We start from the raw sequence: 21,514 nt of genomic DNA, 5'->3' as shown, positions 1-21,514 counted from the left end.
TAAATATTTCTAAAAAATGTCCATCATCTAACCAAATAAAAAAGTTATTTGATTTATTAATATTTTTAGAACCCCACTCGATTTTAAATCCCATTTCGGTGATTTTTTTTGAAGCCTCTTGTAAATTATCAACCCATACATGATATGTGACTCAATTTTAGCATTTATTTTATCTTCTTATTATATTTTCCAATTTTCTACTTTGCCCCTGATTCTCATAAAACTTCTATATAGTCCCTCTTCTTCTATTAAATCTCTGTGTTTTCCTCTTTGAACAATTTCCCCATCGTCCAATACAAGTATTTGGTCTGCTTCCTCTATTGTTACAATTCTATGGGCAATAATAATTACAGTTTTTCCTTTACTTAAATTAGATATGGCTCTTTGTATTAAATATTCATTTTCTGGATCTATGCTAGATGTCGCTTCATCTAATATGATTATAGGAGCATCTTTTAGCATAGCCCTAGCTATAGATATTCTCTGTTTTTCTCCTCCTGATAGGGCTCCACCGCCTTCACCAACAATTGTCTTATAGCCATTTGGTAATTTCATAATAAAGTCATGGCACTGAGCTTTTTTTGCTGCATTAATTACTTCTTCTTTGCTGGCAGTAGGCTTTCCAAATTTTATATTATTTTCGATTGTATCATTAAATAGATATACTTTTTGAAATACTGTACTTATATTAGACAGTAAACTGGACAAACTTAAATCCCTTATATCTACATCTCCAATCCTTATACTACCTTCCTTTACATCATAAAAACGCGAAATAAGATTACATATTGTTGTTTTGCCAGAACCTGACGGTCCGACTATAGCTGTTATTGTTTTTTCTGGAATTTTAAAGGAAACATCTTTTATAATAGGTGTCTTATCGTATGAAAAACTTACTCTATCAAAGATAATATTATGATTTTTTAAGGGCAAATCTTTTCCATTTTCATCTAAAAAATCTGCACTCTTCATTTTGTCCAAATTATCTAATGTTTTATCCAAAACCTCTAAAACATGGGTTGCCGAGTTTACATTCTCTACCGAAGAAAACATAATAAAGGAAAATATAAACACTGCAATCATAATAGGCATTTCTATTTGAGCCTTTATAGTCATAATTCCAGCAAGTATCACAATTAAAATTGATGCTAATTTTAACGAAAATAAATGTAAGCAGTTGAAGGGTGTGTACTGGCTTTCAATTTTAATATTTGTCTGTTTGCTATTTAAAATAGCCTCATTGAAGTTTTTAAGACTAGCATCATCTTTATTAAAGGCCCTAACTATTGGAAGTCCCATCACAAGCTCCATTGTGGCTTCCACCAAATCATTTTGAGCCTTATGGTAAGGAATAGAGTTTTTTTCTGAAAATCTACCAAGCATTGCTAGGAATATATATGAAGTCAATACCCCCAAAACAGCAATTATTCCCAATTTCCAAGATAAAAAGGAAATACTCAGTATCATGACAGCTGCCATTATATAGCCATTAATGACAATATCTATCATCTTCATAGCATAGTTTTCAAAGAAAGATAAATCAGTAGTTACAGCACTAGTAAGTTCTCCAGGGTTGTTTTCTTGAAAAAATCCAAGTGCTACCCTTTTTAGTACATCACCGATTTGAATTCTTTGGTCAGCGGTTACTTCATAGCCTATACTTTCTTGATTTACAGCCTTAAGGTAGGAGGTGGCATATCTTCCCAGAACAAATATAATCATTAATATTGTGACTATAATTATTTCTTTGTTTCCATAATTACCTTCATCAAAATAGTTCTTAAGAATGAGGTTGAATACGTATACCGATAACATAATAGGCATAGAAATAAAAACAGAGTTTAAAAATGAATAGACAAAACCTTTTCTCATTCTTTTTTTATATTTTTTAGCCCATTTTAAAATTCTACTTGTAGTTTTAAACATAGCTTTCTCCTCCTATATTAGATACCGTAGACTTTGTTTTTGCTCCTATATGTGATAACCACATCTCTTTATATAGGCTAGATCTTTCAAGTAGTTCGTCATGACTTCCTGTATCTAATATCTTCTTGTTGTTTAAGACAACTATTTTATTTGCATCTTTTACAGTAGACAATCGATGTGCTACTACTATCAAGGTTTTGTTTTTTGTTAAAAGCTTAATTGCTTCTTGTATTTTTTCTTCATTGTCTGGATCTATAAAGGCTGTAGCTTCATCAAGTAGAATTATAGGAGAATTCTTCAACATCATTCGGGCTATAGAAAGTCTCTGTCTTTGTCCGCCTGAGAGTTTACTTCCAAGGCTTCCTACATTTGAGTTGTATCCATCCTCAAGTTCCATAATAAAATCATGACAAGCACAGATTTTTGACACCTCAATTACCTCTTCATCACTTGCATTAGAATTTCCCATTCGTATGTTTTCCATGATACTTTCATTGAATAAGAAATTATCTTGTGAAACATAGCCAATAAAATCATTAAGCTGTTTCAAAGGTATATTTTTAATGTTTTTTCCACCTATTGTTATTTCTCCTTCATCTATATCCCAGTATCTTGAAATAAGTTTAACGATAGTGGATTTACCTGATCCAGATGGTCCAACTATGGCTGTAAAAGAATTCTCAGCTATATCTAAGTTTATATTTTCTAAGACCGTATTCTCATCATCATAAGAAAAAGATACATCCTTGAATTTTATGTTCATTGTGTCAACAGCTACTTCTCTATCCGTTGAAATAAGATTAGGTATTTGTAAAATTTCATTTATGTCCTTTATTGCATATTCTATACTTTTTAACAGATTTACATAGTTTGTAAACTGTGTAAGAGGACTAACTATCCCCAGGGACAGCATTAAGCATATACAAAAATCAGCTGGAGTTAATGAGCCCTTTAAATATAAAATCATTCCTACTGGTAATGTCCCTAGAAATGTTGATGGCAACACAGAACTTGCAAAATTCATAACATTCCATGTTGATTTAAACCAATTTAAGGTATGCTCCTTATATCCGTTTACAGCATCCATATATTTCTGATATGATTGGCTATCTTGGTTAAAGGTTTTTATTACTTCAATACCACCAATGTACTCTACTATTGTAGAATTCATGTATTTATTTGACTTCATCTGAGCCTCATAGAGTTCATTGAAATTTCCCATAAGTTTTTTATATGCGATTAGGGCAAAAGGAACCGTAAGAAGCATTGCCAGTGTCATTTCCCAGCTTATGAATAACATGAAAATTGCTATAGACACTGATAAAAATAAGGCAGATATACATTCTGGTATGATATGGGCAAGAGGCATTTCAATTGTTTCAACCTTATCGACAATAATCGACTTATACTCTCCAATTGTCTTTTTTGACGCATTTCCCATAGAAATATTAAGTAGTTTTTCACCTAATTTTTCTCGAATATTTCTTAAAATTGTATAAGCAGATATATGTGATAATGATGTTGATATTCCATGACAAATATATCTTACAACATAGGAGATGATTGCAATAGCTCCATAACATACGACATATTCTACACTTGCCTTTTGCTCCATAAAAGTTATCATTAGCCTGTACACTGCCCAGTAAGGTATGATACTACAAAATACACCAATAATTGCCATGATTACTGACAAAATTAACTTATCTTTGCAATTCGACGCAAATTCAAAAATTGTTTTTATCCATTTATTATTCAACAGATCCACCATCCTATTCTATTTATCAATACTTTTATATTGTTGCACCATGTCACTAAACCTACTTTATTTTTAATAGATTATAAATAATATTAAATTATACTTTTTTAGCCTTTTATATTTGATTATCACAAAAATAATCCTTTAATTTCTCATTTCCCTTATCGTTTAAAAAATAGGAGTCTTTAATTTTTCCATCTTCCAGATGTATAACATAATCACAAATTTCTAAAATCAACTCATAATCATTAGTTACAATAATTTTAGTTATATCATCTGAAAGTTCCTTTACAAAATCTGAAAACTCAAGCATATTGTCCCTATCAAGTCCAGAAGTAGGCTCATCAAAAATTAAAATTTCCCTTTTAGAGACTAATGCGGTAATTATAGCAAGTCTTTGTTTTTCTCCTCCTGATAAAGTCATAGGATGGGAATCAAATTTACTCTTTAAATTAAATTTATCCAATATTTCATTTATCTTATTATCATCAATTTTATCAGTTGAGATTCGTATCTCCTCATTTACGCTCTCCGTAAATAATTGATGATTAACATCTTGCATTACCAAAAATGATTTTTTAAGCATTTCTTTATTTGTATGTGTTTTCCCATCAATCACAGTTTTTCCATTAAACTTTCTTTCTAAACCGCATAGACACCTTGAAAAAGTGGTTTTCCCTGAGTCATTATTGCCAATTATTGCAATTGTATGATTTTTTGGAATTACACAATTTTTTATATTTAGAATTTATTTATCTTTATAATGAGAAAAAAATAGTTTTCTATGCTTATAAAATTTTTCCCAACTGCAATTTTATTTTTGTTTTCTTTACACATTGTAATATTTCTTGTTCTTAATCCTAAATCCACATAATCAGGTTCATTAATATTTATGACGATAACTCAATTATTCTCTAAAACAGCCAAGATTTTTTGATTTTTTTATATATAGAACTATAACATCAATTTCTGACTGAAATAAATTTATTTCAATACACAGTTATTTAAAAAATTATTTACTTTTGTTGAGTTCAACTCTTTTTTCTCAATTTAAATCTCCCACCTCCTTATCTTAAGATATCTATCAACTTCACCAATTAAACTACTTGAATCTAGACCTATGTGTAATTAAAACAGAAAATAAACATATTAAGAGAAGTTATTTGTGTAATAATTTCTAATAATTATTGTATTATAATACTAAATCTGATTATTAATAATAAGATTAGACACATATTTTGCATTATCCTTATTTTCAACACAAGAAACATGATCCCCTGGAATCTCATGTATACTAAATTGTCCTAAGCAAAACTTTTTCCAATAGTTTATAACATTTTGTTTCTCCATTTGTACTAAATCAAAGTTTTCCTTCGCTGATAAATATCTTACTCTCCCAATGTAAGGAAATGGCTCATAATTTGAGCTGTTAAATGTTGATATATAAGTTTGATAAGTCGTTTTCAAAAACTCATAACCTATTTCTTCATTAGTCACATCCCAAATAGTTTTAGCATATAGCTTCATCCTTTCTTCCAAATCTAAAGAAAATAATTCTCTTAATGAATTAAATAATTTTATATGTTTTGGTTTTTCTCCCAAATATTCTAATAAAGAAATTTCCTTATTAATCTTTATTGTTTTATATATTTCTGACACCACACTGTTTAGTTCATTATCATCAATGTCTTTAATTACCATGTGTGGGGTTATGTTATAATTTGGCAAGAACATAAGCTCTATAATTTTTTCATCTATTCTCTTTTTAGGAGATGGGTAACTGTCTAATAACACTAAATCATCTATTGCAATATGTTTTTTCATCAAGTGATGTGCTGTTTCTAAAGCTAAACAGCCTCCCGAACAATAACCTATCAACTGTACTTTTTTGTATCCTGTAGCAAAGATTAATTCTGAATACTCTCTACTTATCGCTGGAACAAGATCCTCATTACTTACACTGTTATATAAATTACTATCCTTAACAGTAATGCATGCAATACTCGAGCTATTGTCTTTTAATAAATTATCAATAACATATTTCATACTATTCATTGTTCCGAAGCCAGCATGAAAAATTACCCTTAGTAACTCATGCCCCTCATTAAGAATTGTTATTTGCCCAATATTCCCTGTTTTTTTTGAATCTTTGCTTTGCTCTTTAATTTCTGGTTTATCAATAATTATTTCTAATAGGTCTGATATTCTAGGTTTACTCAACAACTGCCTGAAAATCATATCATAATCTATTTTATTATTACCTTCATTATATAAAAGCTCTTTTATCTCATTTGCCATTTGTGCCAAAAGAAGCGAGTCAGCTCCACATTCGTATAAATCACTATATATATTAACCTCATCATTTTTTAATGTGTTCCTAGCCAAGCCACAAATACTTCTAAGCAAAGAATTGTTTTCTCCTTCGCAATGGATGTTGTTCTCCTCTTTCCCTTTACTTTCAGTTAATTTATCCATTCCTAAAATATTTTTTTTCGCGAAAAAAATTTCAATGTTATTGTAATTAAATTTATTTTTTTCACCTAACGAAAAAATTTTGCTTGATATTTCTTTGCCGTTATGATTGCTAATCACATTAATCCAATTTTTCCTGTTGAAATAAATTGGATTCTTAGACTCTGACTCACTCCTTTTATTCATAAAAAACAATTGTGTCATAAGTATCCAAGGTTCATCAATGACTGGTTCCAATATTATAAGCCAACCATCATTTTTTAGAACTTTTTCTATGTTAGAAATTGTAAAACTTAAATTTTCTGCATTTTCTAATACACCAACAGCAAGAACAATATCATATTCATTTTCTTTTAAATTTTGATCATCAAAGCTTTTGTCTATATCTATTTGTTTGTATTCTACATTATCATAATCATCAAACTTACCCTTAGCATTTGACAAGAAAGATAGAGCTATATCTGTGAAATCATATCTGTAGTGTAGTCTTTTTTCATTAAACATTTGTAATATAGTTTTCGTAGTGTTCCCTGTTCCTGCTCCTAATTCAAGAATTTTAACACATTTGTCTACATAAGATTTTGTATTCAATATTTCATCTATTGCTGTCTTTATAATTTCGTTATAATATTTGCAAAAAATATTATCACCATATATGGATTCCACAACTCTAAAATTCCCTTGAGGAAATAGAATAGATATTGGTTCTATTTTTCCATTAAGAATATCAATAATATTCTCTGAAATTTTAACTATATAGTCTAAAACATCTGGATTTCCAATTCTTTGAGTCCATCTGGATTTCAAAAGATCCATATCTATTTTTTGCTTAAGCAATTCCATTCCCTCGTTAAGGACAATATAGTTATTCTCTTTTTTTTCTAAATAACCACATTTTTCCAGATGATCTTCCCATTTATTAATAATCCAATGATAATTATTAATAACTTCTGATTTGTAATCCAAATTTTGGTTACTAAAATCTATACCCTCTCTAATCTTTATCAAAGTTCTTAACATCACTTGGTTAGAAAAATCATCTCTTTCTTTTAATATATTTTTAACCTCCATAACACTAAAAGTATCTTCACTTTTTTGTTTGTCAGAAAAGCTAAGAGTTTTTAATTTTACATTATTAAAATCGTCAATGTCTCCATAATAATTTTTCTGTTTCGATAGATCATCGTTAAATAAAGCTTTATTACTTTCTAACCCATTTTTTTCATAAATATATGATATAGGTACATTAAAAAATGCTGAATCAGAAAAACAATTTAATAATTCTAAATAACTTTCTACTATTGCTTTTGATAATTCTTTTGAAAAAACACCTGATCTCAAATCAAAGTTAACTATTAATTCTTGATTTACTTCCATAACTTGACAATCCATAAAAACTTGAGGAGTTTCACTTAACCCTTCCTCTTGTAAGTGAATATATTTATAATCAGATGAACTTATACCTAATGCACTCGTAAAAACAAATGGAAATATACTATTTCTCTTAGCTGTATCTTTCCTAATTGCACGAATAGTTTCTACTCCTGTAAATGTTTCATGCTTTAAATCATCAATAATCTGTTCTTGTACCTTTTTTAATAAATCACAAAAAAGTTGCTTATTGTTTATTTCAACTTCCAAAAGATTCGTTGCTGTAAAATCATTTACAATATCTATCTCATCATATTTTTTTGGTCTATTCATGGTTGTTAAATTAAGAGAAAATTTAGAATTAGAACTCCAGTTGTTAATTATAATGGCCATTATTGTTATTAAAAAAGATGTTTGCGTAAAACCTAATTTCGCTAAATTCGATTTTATTTTAGTCCATTTAATAATATCAACTTTAATCTGCATTCTCTCAAATCCATCTTGAATTGTGGTGTTTTGGATTGGCAATAAAGGTGAACCTGGGAGAGTAGGGATTCTACTCTCCCAAAACTCTTTATCTGATAGATATTTTGAACTTTTCTTTAGAGCAAGTTGGCTCATTCTAATCTCTTTAAGATTATAAATACTATTTGAAATAGTTACATTATTGAAATAATTATTTTCAAATTCTTTCAATAGAATCAAAATACTAGTCCAATCTAAAATTAAAAAATCAAAGGAAAGATGAAGTAAGCTATAATCATCCATTTGACTTATAACTATATCAAATAACGGCCATATATTAGATTTATATTTTTTCCCCCTCAACCTCTCTCTTGTTGATTTCACTTTTTCATTTATACCTATACCTTCATTAAATTCAATTGGGTAATACATATCTCTTTTTAATATTTTTTGTGTATTATTTGATGTAAATATCGAACGTAAAGCTTCATGTTCTTTTATTATATTATTCCAAACATCCTCTGTTCTACTCTTTTCCAATAATGGCAACCTTGCTTCCATATAAACATGACTTGAAACCCCTCCTAATTCAAAGTGATTCTCTCTACCTAATAAATATGCACTTTGAATTTCTGTTAGAGGAATTTCATTATCCTCTAACACACAAGTAGAATTAATGCTGTTCTTATTTAATATAGTAACAATTTCATTTTTATATTTTTTTAGAAAATCTATATCCTCTTTTTTAGGTATTCCACTAGTAGACCTGTAATTTAATTCTTCTTTATTAACAAATACCTCAAGCCCATTTCTGTATAGTTCTATTAACTTACTTTCTATTCCCATAATCTTCATCTCCATTATTTTTTAATATGAATAACTTTTGATTAAAATCTTCTAACCAATTTCCATTCTTTGGTTCAAATGTCAAGAGTTTAAATCCTAGTTTTTTAAACATCTCTATCCATTGATTCATTTTCAAAAAGGTAATGTTTTCTTCATTACGTATATCATCTGTTTCTGTCATCATAAACACTTGTGATATTAAAATTTCTGGTGATTCATCAACAGCCTCCACAATCATTAATATACCATCATCTTTTAATATTTTTTTTATATACATTAATGAACTTTCAATGTTTCTAGCATTATTTAATACTCCTACAGCTATTATTAAGTCAACTTTACTACTGACTTGATTATAAGATTCATCATCATCTATATTTATAATCCCATATTCTATACCTGTATATTCTCGAAATGCATCTTTTGCTTTTTCTATAAAATAAGGAGATATATCCGTGAAAATATATTTGTCGTATTCTATATTAGATACTATTTTTTCTGTAGTAGATGCTGTTCCTCCTCCCAGTTCTAAAATTGTTATATTTTTTTCGTTTAACAATTCTTTTATATTACTAACTATTAATTCATTCAAGTATATCGCTATTGCTGTTTTAGAATATAATCCTTTAGCAATTTCATCGCTACCCTTTGAAAATAAAATTTCATTGGCATTAACTTTATTATTTAATAAATCATTTAATAGTCTAGCATTTTCCCTAAAATATTGAAACACATTCATCGGCATTGCTTTTGTGTTCCATTTGCTTTCTAGTAAATCCCATTTTCCAATTAGATCATTCCAATCTATTCTTTTCGATTTAATAATGATGCTATCATCTTTTTTTTCTAAATAATTAAAAGATTCCAGATGAAGTATCCATCTTTCCATTATTATCTTATACTTTTCACTAATCCCTATTTTATTAAATAATATCGAAATAGGAATACTATTTTCTGATATGTGTTTAGTTAAATAATAAAACATAGTGTCTCTACTAATTTTATTTAACTCATTAATAGATTCTTTTACGCTATAGCAATTAATATCAGTGCGCTTAAAAATATAAGGATCAATATATTTAGTAGTATCGTTCAATTTTATTTTAGGATACCCTAAGTTGCCCATTAATTTTTGCCATAACACAGCAATTTCTAAATCATGTTGAATTTCTATATCGATTAATTGTTCTTCATTTATCTTATTAAAAATAAACTTCTTTAAATCATCTTTTATAGCTTTAACCCAGATATTTCTATATATATAGTTCTTATTATATTCATCAGCCTGATATAGGACTGATATCCAAGGTTTGTTGCATCCCACTCTATCATCACCATCTAAAAAACTTGGAATAAGATCTATTTTTGGTACATTAGGGGGTTGTTCCCAAAAAACTGGTCCTAAAGGACTTGATAAAACTAATCTTCCAGAAGGATATCCAACCACCATCGAAAAAAGCATACGCATATTTGAATCTAAATTATTCTGCCCCATTTCATTAAAGGCTTTTACTAAAACTTCCACCTTGTTTACATTCATAGATAATATATTGCAACATGACTCTTGCTCAATATATTTGTAATTCTCATTTACTACAGTGGTGTCCTTTAAAATTTGTTTTATGATTCCTGATACAGGATATGATAGTTGAGTATTTAAATCCACCATTAAATAGGATGCATGGTTTATCATATCAGCTCTCTCGACATTTAATAAAAAATTTCTAACAGCTGGTAAATTGTTATATAAATTTCCAATCTTAATTTTAACATTATACGAAATAGCAGTATTATAGAGTTCTGATATTTCCCTTACATGAATTGGCTGCTCAAACAACACATTTATTCTTTTTTTTAATAGCTCCTTGGCAATTTTTACACCATTACCTCCAAATACAGAAGAGCCTATGGCAACACAGGCAACATCTATATCCTTTGGCAAACTCTCAACACTAGTAAAAATCTTTAAATTGTAATGATCTGCACACTTAACAGAACGATTACTACCATTAGCTAAAAGTCCAATGACTTCAATGTTTTCCATATCTTTTAGTGCTTCAATATAAAATTGCCCAAACCTAGAACCACATACAATAACCTTCTTTATCATAAGCTTCCCTCAACAATACTTCCTTTTCCCTTAGTAACTATTGCACTCAATTCTTTGATGGAAGGATTCTTAAATATATCAAGCAAGTCTATATCCACTAAAAATACTTCTTGAATTTTATTACGAAGTTGGATGGCTTTTAATGAATCTCCTCCTGCTTCAAAAAACTTACAGTGATTATTCTCCACAGAAGTATTTAGTATCTCTTCCCAAATACCTTTCATTTCTTTCTCTATATCAAAATCACCATTACCTATTTTCTCTATCTCTTCAGCTTGTTTAGATGTGTTGTTAACAGAAAAATACTTATCATTATATTTTCTTGTTCTCATCACTGTGCTTTCTTCGTCAAAAGAATTATCAGCAATTTCATTTAAAATATTTACATACTTTTCAAACATTACATCAAGATTTTTCTTACCTAAAACTTCATCAATGCTATCCCAATAGATTTTTAATCCATCATTATAAACCAACGCTTGATTATCTAAAAAAACTTGTGGAGTTTGGCTTAACCCATACACTATTTTTCCTAAACTTTTATCATCATCCCATGAATTTATCCCTATTCCACTAGTAAATACTATAGGCATTAATACTAATTTATCAGTTTCAACTTTTCTTAGCTCCTTTTGCATTTCTATTCCCGAAAATAATTCATGATTTAGATCATTTATTAATCTTTTTTGTATCTCTTTAAATCTATCCAATAATTTTTTATACTTAGCATTATCGATTTCAAGTAAAAGTAAAGTTGTAAAATCTCCCAAAATTTCATTTATCTCTTTATCTATTTGTGGTCTATTGAATCTCGTAACATTTATTGTAAAATTTTCATTCTCGCTAACTTCTCTTATTGCTTCAGCATATACACCTATTAATAACGATGTTATTGTAAGGTTGTTTTTACTTGCAATATCCTTTATTGCTTCCCACTTAATAGGTTCAATATATGCTTCTCTTCTAATAAATTTTGTTCCTTTTGTAATTGGATTATTTTGATAATTATTTATAATAGGTGCTTTTAAAAATCCATCCACGCGTTTTAACCAATATTCTTTATCCTCAGAATATTTTTGTGTGTTTTTTAATTTATTTGAGTAGTCAACATATTTTCTAAAGGTTGAATTACTAGCTTTATAATCTTCTTTTCCATATTTATATATATTAGACCACTGTTCTAATACATAGAACATGCTCCATCCATCCAAAATTATATTGTCAAAGCTTATATGAATTATATCCGCCTTGCTTTCATGTTGACTAATTCTTATATCAAAGACAGGCCATTGATTTATATTAAGGACTTGCTGCGACATACTGTTGCGAATTGCAACCTCCGAATCCACACTAGTCATTATTTTATAATATGGTACATCTGATAATATTTTCTGCTTACCATTGTCAGTTATAACAGCTCTTAACATGGGATGAATATCTATTAAATGATTCCACGCCTGTTCTAGTTTGTCTACATCTATATTCATAGATTCAATTTCAAAATAGCAATGAGTGGAAACACCTCCTAAAATCATATCTTCATTTCTTCCAATATAATAGGCTTGTTGAACTTCTGTTAAGTCAAATTCTTCACCATTAAGAGTATCTTCCATTACGCTAATTTTATCTACAAAATTATGTCCTTTGAGCCTATCTTTAACTATTTTTGCCTGACTCTCTATCGTAATATTTTCCATTACATCTTTTATGCTGAATTTGATACCGTAATTGTTTTCTATTTTAGTTGCTAATCTTGTAGCAATTAAAGAATCACCACCACTAGAAAAGAAATTTGTTCCAGTTGTTATGTGTTTTTCAAAGACCTCAATCCATAGGTTTCTGATTTCTTCTAATTCCTTTTGTCGTAAATTCTCACTAAAATTCGGGCTGGATATTTCTCTATATATATATTTTTCTTCCAATTGTTTTCTATCTATTTTCCCATTTTTATTTTGAGGCATGTTCTCAATAAACACTATATCATCAGGCACCATATATATAGGTACTTTTCTTTTTAATTCCTCTTTAATAAATTCAGGGTCAGCACTCGACTTTTTTAGCTCCAATATATAAATCATGCTTTCTCCAATAGAGCCTTGTTTAATGCATCTAAGACCTGAATCACTAAAAAGATTATTCCATTCATCAATACTAATAACAGAATCATCATATCCAGCAAAATTATTAAGAATACTTGTGGTTATATCTTGAATTCCTAATCTCTTTTTTGGTTCAACCATTATAATCTTCCCATCATATGTTAAAAGATTTTTTAATTCATTTAATGATTCTTTCACATTTATATCTCTATGAATTGAATTAAATGCTAAAACATACTGCACTGTTCTGTGAAAACTCTCAATGTCATTTTCATGTAAACTTTTGGCACTAAAATCTCCAGATATTTGTTTTAACTTATTAAGGGATTTATCGAAATAAAAGTGCATATTATTGTTTGAAATCGAACTTATTCTTTCTGATATCAAATCATCTCTTGAGTCATAATCAAAAATAATATTTTTTTGATTGTAATCCATATCCTTTTGCATGTAATCTAATATATATTCTATTACTTTATTATACCAAGGTAGCATTTTGCTCAAATTAACAGGAGATAACAGAGGATAATCATGGTAGAAAAACTCTATCGGATTTATTTTTCCTTGTATTATCCCTAATAGATTGCTATTTATTAAAAGAAGTATCTCATTTAATTTAGAGTTGTTATTTTCAATTCCTATATTCTTGATTTTTTCAAAATTATCATAGTTTGATTTATTTAAACAATAAGTATCTTTACTACTTTTTAATATAATCTCTTTCTTACATAAATTAGAAATCCATAACTTTATTACATTTTTTAAAGAATCAGCAGGATTTATTTTTGATATGATTTCCTCATAAGTTACACAATTGCCGTCTGCAAATATCTTACACTCCTTAATAATATTTAAAATAATTCGATCTACACTTGAGTCCAATTCATTTATAAAAGATTCATAAGCATATTTTTGTGATATTTCTTCATTCCCATCTGGTATTGATACTGATTTCTGATTAAACTCTTCATCGGCAATGCCCTCAACAAAACCTATCAATTTGTTTATATTCCCATCTTTAATAACTAAAGCAACTGATTTATTAACACAATCAAATAAATTTAATGCATTCTCGATCTCCCCAAGTTCAATTCTATGACCTTTAATTTTTACTTGAGTGTCTTTTCTTCCGAGAAATTCAATAGTACCATCATTCCAAAATCTTCCATTATCTCCAGTTCTATACCATCTAAGTCCATCTTCTTCAAAATACTTTCTATTAGTTAGGTCTTCATCTCCATGATAACATTTAGCGACACCTACCCCACCAATTAAAAGTTCTCCCTTAACATAATTAGGGCATATTCTACCTAATTCATCTACTACTCTATAGACTTGATTTTTAAGTGGTTTCCCATATGGAATTGATATCCAGTCTTTTGGTATTTCTCTTGGTACATTTAAATAATTTGACCATATAGATGCTTCTGTTGCCCCGCCCATAGCTACAACTATAGAATTTTCTTTTTCGCTTATCTTATAAAATCTTCCTGGCAAGTCTTTTGCTATCCAATCTCCCGATAACATAACAATTCTAAGTGGTAAGTTTTTCTTTTCACCCTCTGCCATAGTTACGAGCATGTCAAAAAGTATAGGTACAGAGTCCCACACACTTACCTTATATTTTTCAATAATTCTAATCCACTCATCAGGATTACGATAATTATCTTCATTATTTGTTATTAGAGTTCCACCTACACCAAGTATTCCAAAAATATCATATACTGATAAGTCAAAGTCTATTGCTGATACCATAAGTAACGTATCATTTGAATTAATAGAATATTTTTCATTTAAATCATTAATAGTATTAATGGCACTTGTATGCATAATCTCAACACCCTTTGGCACTCCTGTAGTACCTGATGTCATTATTATATAGGCTGAGTCAAAAGGACTTACTTCTATAGGCTTATCAAGACCTAAGGATTTGTCTATAGTCTTGTCTAAGTCAATTAAAGAAACTTCTCCCGTATCTAGTTTGCAATTTTCTATTGTTTTATTTTCACTGATGACAAACTTTATACCAATTTGTTCGTATATTTTAGTTCGTCTTTCGCTAGGTTGATTTATTCCAACAGCAACATATGCCGCTCCAGAAAAAAGTATTCCAAATATAGCGTAAATTTGCTTGCTTGATCTTGGGAGAGTAATGCCTACATAGTCTCCCTTTTTTATTCCATTTTCCTTTAAAAATCCAGCTATTTTTAAGGATTTTTCATATAAGTCTATATAAGATATTTCTTCTTTAGATTCTGAATCTATAATTGCAATTTTTTCTGGATTTTCTTTTACATTTTTTATAAATCCGTCATATAATCTTTCATCAGGAAAGTTTAATGGAAGAATTGATTGAAGCTCTTTTTCTCTTGCTTGTTTTTGATTTTTTGGTAGCACATCAAATTTCTCTTTCCAATTTCCTTTTTCTGTTAGCCTTAAAAGTTGTTCTTCTAAAGAATTTAACATGTCATCTAACATTTTTTCAGGGAAAAGTTCATCTACACTGTCCCAGCATAATACTAAATCTCCATCTTTTATATAAGATTGGAAATCTAACCATACTCCTGGGGTTTGTGATACCATATATGTAATTCTGCCCAAAGCTTTACTTGAAGTTTCAGTTTCTAGTGGATAATCTATGTTGCACGCAAAAACTACAGGTGCTACATTAAGACTTGTACCCTGTGATTTCGATATATCTCTTTGAACTTGTACTCCACTATAAGATGAATGACTAGCATTGTCTATAAAGGTTTCGCTTATTCTATTCAAAGTTTCTAGGAAAGAAGTATCATTTTTTCTTTCATGTTCTACTAATAAGATATTTGTAAAGTCTGCTACCATATCTTTCAGGTTTTCGTTTGAAAGATCTCTATTAAATAATGGTAAATTTATAAAAAACTTATCTTGGTTAGTCCATCTTTCTAGAATTAAAGCATACGCAGTTAATAAAACCATTGATGGCGTAGATTTATAGCTTGCTGCAAGCTCTTTTATTTTGCTCCATTTATCTTTTTCAATAACTCGTTTTCTTCTAGTGAATCTCGTTTCTTTAATTTGTTCAGGAGCTTTCTTTAATGGTAAATTAGGTCTTTCTATTTCAAATGAGTCTATTTTTTCTTTCCAAAACTCTTGGTCTTTTTTATAAATTTCAGAGTCTACTTCAAGATTATTTATATAGTCTTTAAAGGTATAATTGTTTAGATTGTCTAATTCTTTTCCTAAATACAATTCTCCTAATTCTTTCAAAAGAATACTCATACTCATGACATCGGCAACAAGTAAATCTAAATCAAAGAAAATTTTATTTCTATTATGTGATAGATTTGTAAGTTTTAATCCTGCGACTTCTCCTATTTCTACTCTAAATTTTCTATGCGATAAATTTTCTCGTATTTCATCTAATCTAATTTTGGTTTCTTCATCATCTAAATTAGATAAATCAAAAACTTCAATTTCTTCACTAAAAGGTTTATCTAATATTTCTTGCTTTCCATCTTCTGTGAATCTTGCTCTGAGCATTGGATGTCTATATTGAAGTATATTCCATGCATCATTCAATCTTTTATAATCTATATCTTTTCCATCTATTTCAATATAGGCATGACAACCCACTCCACCTAGAGTTTGATCATCACTTCTGCCTATAAAATAAGAATATTGAACATCTGTAAGATTGAATGAATCTTTGCCATCATTTGATTTCTTATTATCTTTTGAATGTTTCTTAATAATTTTTGAATTAGCTACTAGGTCAAACCATGAATTAAGTGTAGGCTTCTCAATGAGCTTTGCGAAGGATATTCTAAGTCCTTCTTTTTTAAGAATTCCTGAAAGTTGCATTACTTGCATGGAACTTAAGCCTTTTTCTATTAAATTGTCATTTTCTTTTATGTCTGATTTCTTCAAGGTATCTTTTAACCATTTTTCAATTATTAGTTTAATTTCTTTTCTCGCATCAAATTCCATGTTCTGCTCCTTTCACTCTATTCTTTTTAATTTATTTCTATCAATTTTCCCCAAAGCAGTTAGCGGCCATGAATCTATATATTTTATAGAATCTGGCAATTTAAATTCCGCTACATTCTTATTTGCTAGAAATGTCCTGATATCTTCTAATGAGAGTTCGTCCTTCTCATCTTTTAATATGAACACTCCTATTTTTTCTCCCAAAAGTTCATCAGGTACTCCTACAACTTGAACATCTCCTATATTCTCATTAGATAGTAAAATATCTTCAATTTCAGAAGGCGTAATCTTTTCTCCAGCCCTATTTATTGTTTCTGAAATTCTTCCCACTACCTGATAGTTTTCATCTTTTAGTTTTCTTGCCTTATCTCCAGTTTTAAAATATAAATCTTTGTCTATACATCTTTTATTTACTTCTGGAAGCTTATAATAGCCATAAATTGTGTACGAACCTCTGACTATAAGTTCTCCGTACTCTTCATCTTTGACTTCTTCTCCGTCTTCATCAACTATTAACAATTCATCAAACTCACTTATAGGCTTCCCTTGAGTTGTAAATATAGTTTTACTATCATCATCTAAAGAAGTTGTCATAATCAGACCTTCAGCTATTCCAAAAATTTGTTGTAGTTTGCAACCAAATTCTTTTTCTATCTTTTCAGCAAGTTTTTCTTCTAAAACTGATCCTCCAACTTGAAGAACCTTTAATGAAGATATGTCGTAATCATCTTCCTTTATAAAATCTATACATATATTTGCCATAGCAGGAACTAAGCCCGTTATCGTAACCTCCTCTTCCTCAATTAAAGGCAAAATTTCATCTGGACTTGTTACTGGGCATAGAACAACTTTGCCGCCTATAAAAAATGTTCCTAATATCCCTGGGCAACATAAAGGAAAGTTGTGAGCAATAGGAAGAGAAGCTAGATAAATACTGTCTTGATCCATTTTACATCTCTTTGCAGTTTCTTTCGCTACATAGATATAATCGCAGTGTCTCCTTGGTATCAATTTGGGTATACCAGTTGTGCCTCCTGATAAAAGTAATAATCCTATCTCTTTATAATTGATCTCTATTTGTTGAGATAGATAATCTTTATCATCAAGATTGTAAAAATTTTTATATCCTTGATTATCTCCAAGAATATAAACTTCAAAATCTATATTTAATTCTTCTCTTACTTCTCTAATCATATCAACATATGAAAAGCCAAGATATTTATCCTTAGCTATATATGCTATTGCCCCTGATTTTTCTAATATTCCCTTTATTTCATTTTTCCTATGAGCTGGAAGTGATAATACTGGAATCACACCAATCTTAAACATGGCAAAAAGGATAATAACAAATTCGTGACAATTAGGAAGTTGAAGAACGATTCTATCTCCCTTTTTAAATCCAGCTTTCAATAAACCATTGGCATAATGGCAAGCTTTTCTATTTAATTCTTGATATGAAAGTTCAACATCTCCATCTACTAAGGCAATTTTATCCCCATATTTTTTAGCACAATCTTCAATAAATTCTCCTAAGGTTATATGCGGCCACACTTGTTCATCATAAAATTTTTCTAATTTTTCTTTTAATTCAATGTTCATTAATTTTCCTCCGAGCATATTGCCCCGACATATTTGCCATCATAATTTAATGGCTGTAATCTACTTATTATATTGTTTTTATTATCGATAATTTCTATAACTTTATTTCCATAAGAAATTATTTCAATTTCTCTCAAATTTCTTATAAGACCAATCCCATCACATTTAAGATAGGCTTCTTTTGCAGTCCAATATCTATAGAAACTGATTATGTTATTATCTATATTTATAATTTCATCTCTAGTAAAACAATTTTCTAATATATCCTTAAACTCAAATTGATAATTTATTTTTTCAACATCTATTCCTACTTCTATTTTAGAAAAAGCTAACAAGACCAAGTCTTCTGTATGGGATATGTTAAACTTTAATCCTAGAGTGTTTTCTACATAAGGCTTATTGTTTTTATCCCTCTTGACTCTTAAATCATTAATTCCTTTTTCGAGTAAACCTTTTAAGGTCAAATTAAGTATTGCCCTTGATGCTAGATAATTAATTTTTGCTATTTCTGATTTATAATCTTCTGATTTTATTATCTCCTCTTTAGTTAAGTAAGGAAGTAATTTTTCTTCTAATAATTTATCTGTATAAGCCTTAATTAGTATTAAATTATTACTATCTAATTTATCTTTTAAATCTTCTAAAGTAAGAAAATCATTAATTTTTCTTATTTCATATTCTTCAATTTTCATTTACTTTTATAAACTCTTTTATCTCTTTAATGACACTTTCAGGAGATGTATTGACAAACATATGCTTGCCATCGATATATCTATAAGTGAATTCTTTTGTGGTATAATCTTGCCATTTTATAAGTTCATCTAAAGTCATTTCTTGATCTTTATCTCCCATAAGACCTAGTATAGGTGATTCTAATTTCTCAAATTTTGTGTCTTGATAGTCTTCATCTATTACAAAATCTGCCCTAAGTGTTGGCAAGAAAATAGAAATTAAATCCTTATTGTCTAAAATTTCTTTTGGTGTTCCTTCATATCTTCTTAAGCCTTCTATAAATCCGTCATCATCAAGATGATAAATTGGATGAGGTTCTTTATATAATGGTGCTCGTCCTCCTGATATTATTATTCCTCTTGGATTTATGTAATCCGAATTTTTAATTCTTAATGCAAGTTCATAAACTATTTTTGTTCCCATACTGTGTCCAAATAAATAATAAGGTTTTCTAAAATTAAAATTTTCTTTCATATCTTCAAATAAATTATCCACTAAGATGTTAATGTCACTTATAGCCTTTTCAGAAAACCTGTTTTCTCTTCCTGGATACTGGGCAACAAGTAATTTTATATCTTCAAACTCATCTTTCCATTTTCTAAAGGCAGACACTCCACCACCTGCAAACGGAAATATAACAAGACTAGCTTTAATATTGTTTTCGTCTAATTCTTTATTTAGCATTTCAAAATTTTTTGACATAAATTCACCTTTTAATTTATTTGCTGTTAGTATTAGCTAACTCAAAGTTATTATATACTATTTGATAGCTTTTATCAATAGCTTTAAGGTGTTTTTAAAAATATAATTTTAAAGATAAAAATAGCATAGACATCTCATTATGCGAGTCATCTATGCTATTTATTATAAATTGTAATCGAAATGTTTTTTTAATTTTTCAAAAGTTTCATCAGAAATAACATGCTCTATAATACAAGCTTCGTTTTCAGCATTCTTTGCATCTATTCCAAGTCTTATAAATACATCCGTTAAATATTTATGCCTTGTATACATTTTTTTGCAAAATATTTTTGACTTTTCTGTTAAACGAATTATTTTATCTTCACCATAAATAATCAGCCCTTTATTTTCAAGTTTTTTTAGCATTCTTGTAACAGTAGGTCTTTTATATTCTAAGTAATTAGCAAGATCCATATTTCTTACTTCCTCTTTTTCCAAAGATAAAATATATATAGCTTCTAAATAATTTTCCTCTGCAAATTCCCTGTGTAGAATAGATTACCCCTCCCTCAAAATAAAAATAATTAGATCCAAATTTAGTAAATACGAAATTCAAGAACTTAGAATATGATTTCCTTAATATTTACACTATTTCATTATACTTATAAAAATCCTTATTTAAAAGTAATTTTTAGAATATTCCTTGAAGTTTATCTTATATTGTTTATTAACTTCAATAAATGCGGTATAATTAATAAAACTGAATAAACGCTTAACGCTTATAACTCTAATAGACCGAGCACATAAAACAATCCCATTTCATCCCTAATATCTATAATTTTATCATAGATGATTAGGTTCATTTTTAAGAACTATGCTTAAAGCTGTTCTTATACTATTAGTATATGAGCAAGCACAGTAAGTGCATATGCACTTACTAAAAATGAAATAAGAATACTACGATTATATCGCTTATTTTTTTCCATTTTACTTGTTGGGGAATATCCCCAAACCCCTAAATTTATAATAATTAAATTCAGCAACAAACGCTTATAATAGCCCCAACGTAAACTTGAATATTATCTCAAAAAGTGATAAAATATAAATAATAAAAATTTAAATCAGGAGATTTCCAGACGAAATATATAGAATAAATTAAACCTGTAAGTCAAGTTGTCCTACTTGAATTTACAGGTTTTTCTTTTTTATTTCGATTAATAAATTTATTAAGGAGGTTAATTTATGACAAGTAGATTTAGAAATAATGGAATCTATTTAATGTTATCTGACGAGGAGTTAGAATTGCTAAATGAAAAATATAAAGCATCTAAGTGCAAAACTCTTAGACAATTTATTATGAAATGTATTTTAGAAAAAGATATTTATGTATTAGATATGGATGTCTTTCGTGAAATGTCAACAAATATAAGTCATACTTCAAATAATATAAATCAAATTGCTAAAAGGGTAAATACTACATCAATT

At 28.7% G+C, this 21,514-nt stretch carries 11 protein-coding genes; 1 reads left to right on the top strand and 10 read right to left on the bottom strand.

All coding sequences use genetic code 11. The features are described from left to right. Window positions 1-180: 180 nt before the first annotated feature. The 10 genes from HMPREF0072_RS10150 to HMPREF0072_RS10105 form a co-directional block, all read right to left on the bottom strand. Complete coding sequence (locus HMPREF0072_RS10150; protein ID WP_004830217.1) at window positions 181-1,926, bottom strand: ABC transporter ATP-binding protein; 1,746 nt, start codon at window positions 1,924-1,926, stop codon at window positions 181-183. After that, complete coding sequence (locus tag HMPREF0072_RS10145; protein WP_248601184.1) at window positions 1,919-3,694, bottom strand: ABC transporter ATP-binding protein; 1,776 nt, start codon at window positions 3,692-3,694, stop codon at window positions 1,919-1,921. The genes HMPREF0072_RS10150 and HMPREF0072_RS10145 overlap by 8 nt, the downstream gene beginning before the upstream one ends. A gap of 106 nt (window positions 3,695-3,800) precedes the next feature. Continuing rightward, entirely contained in the window at window positions 3,801-4,382 is a 582-nt protein-coding gene (locus HMPREF0072_RS10140; protein ID WP_248601183.1) for an ATP-binding cassette domain-containing protein, read from the bottom strand. 503 nt (window positions 4,383-4,885) lie between these two features. Continuing rightward, window positions 4,886-8,839 (bottom strand): condensation domain-containing protein, encoded by a 3,954-nt coding sequence (locus tag HMPREF0072_RS10135; RefSeq protein WP_039931462.1) that lies wholly within the window; start codon window positions 8,837-8,839, stop codon window positions 4,886-4,888. Further along, window positions 8,823-10,949: a bifunctional Gfo/Idh/MocA family oxidoreductase/class I SAM-dependent methyltransferase gene (locus HMPREF0072_RS10130; RefSeq protein WP_004830209.1), complete on the bottom strand. Its 2,127-nt coding sequence runs from the start codon at window positions 10,947-10,949 to the stop codon at window positions 8,823-8,825. Before HMPREF0072_RS10130 ends, HMPREF0072_RS10135 begins: the two co-directional genes overlap by 17 nt. Beyond that, complete coding sequence (locus tag HMPREF0072_RS10125; RefSeq protein WP_004830207.1) at window positions 10,946-17,017, bottom strand: non-ribosomal peptide synthetase; 6,072 nt, start codon at window positions 17,015-17,017, stop codon at window positions 10,946-10,948. Before HMPREF0072_RS10125 ends, HMPREF0072_RS10130 begins: the two co-directional genes overlap by 4 nt. A 12-nt stretch (window positions 17,018-17,029) precedes the next feature. Continuing rightward, a complete protein-coding gene (locus HMPREF0072_RS10120) occupies window positions 17,030-18,616 on the bottom strand; it encodes a (2,3-dihydroxybenzoyl)adenylate synthase (protein ID WP_039931458.1) in 1,587 nt (528 codons plus the stop codon). Beyond that, on the bottom strand, window positions 18,616-19,308 hold the full coding sequence (locus HMPREF0072_RS10115) for a 4'-phosphopantetheinyl transferase family protein (protein WP_004830203.1): 693 nt from the start codon (window positions 19,306-19,308) through the stop codon (window positions 18,616-18,618). Before HMPREF0072_RS10115 ends, HMPREF0072_RS10120 begins: the two co-directional genes overlap by 1 nt. Then, window positions 19,298-20,050, bottom strand: coding sequence for a thioesterase II family protein (locus HMPREF0072_RS10110; protein ID WP_004830200.1), 753 nt, complete (start codon window positions 20,048-20,050; stop codon window positions 19,298-19,300). The genes HMPREF0072_RS10115 and HMPREF0072_RS10110 overlap by 11 nt, the downstream gene beginning before the upstream one ends. A 162-nt stretch (window positions 20,051-20,212) precedes the next feature. Next, entirely contained in the window at window positions 20,213-20,584 is a 372-nt protein-coding gene (locus tag HMPREF0072_RS10105) for a metal-dependent transcriptional regulator (protein ID WP_081447044.1), read from the bottom strand. 687 nt (window positions 20,585-21,271) lie between these two features. Here HMPREF0072_RS10105 and HMPREF0072_RS10100 point away from each other — a divergent pair. Next, window positions 21,272-21,514: plasmid mobilization protein (locus HMPREF0072_RS10100; RefSeq protein WP_004830196.1), on the top strand; the 243-nt coding region annotated here is incomplete at its 3' end.

Origin of the sequence: Anaerococcus lactolyticus ATCC 51172, from assembly GCF_000156575.1 — a bacterium.
In the GTDB taxonomy this organism is placed as follows: domain Bacteria; phylum Bacillota; class Clostridia; order Tissierellales; family Peptoniphilaceae; genus Anaerococcus; species Anaerococcus lactolyticus.
Note: the sequence above shows the minus strand (reverse complement) of the source record. Positions and strands in the feature narration are given on the sequence as shown.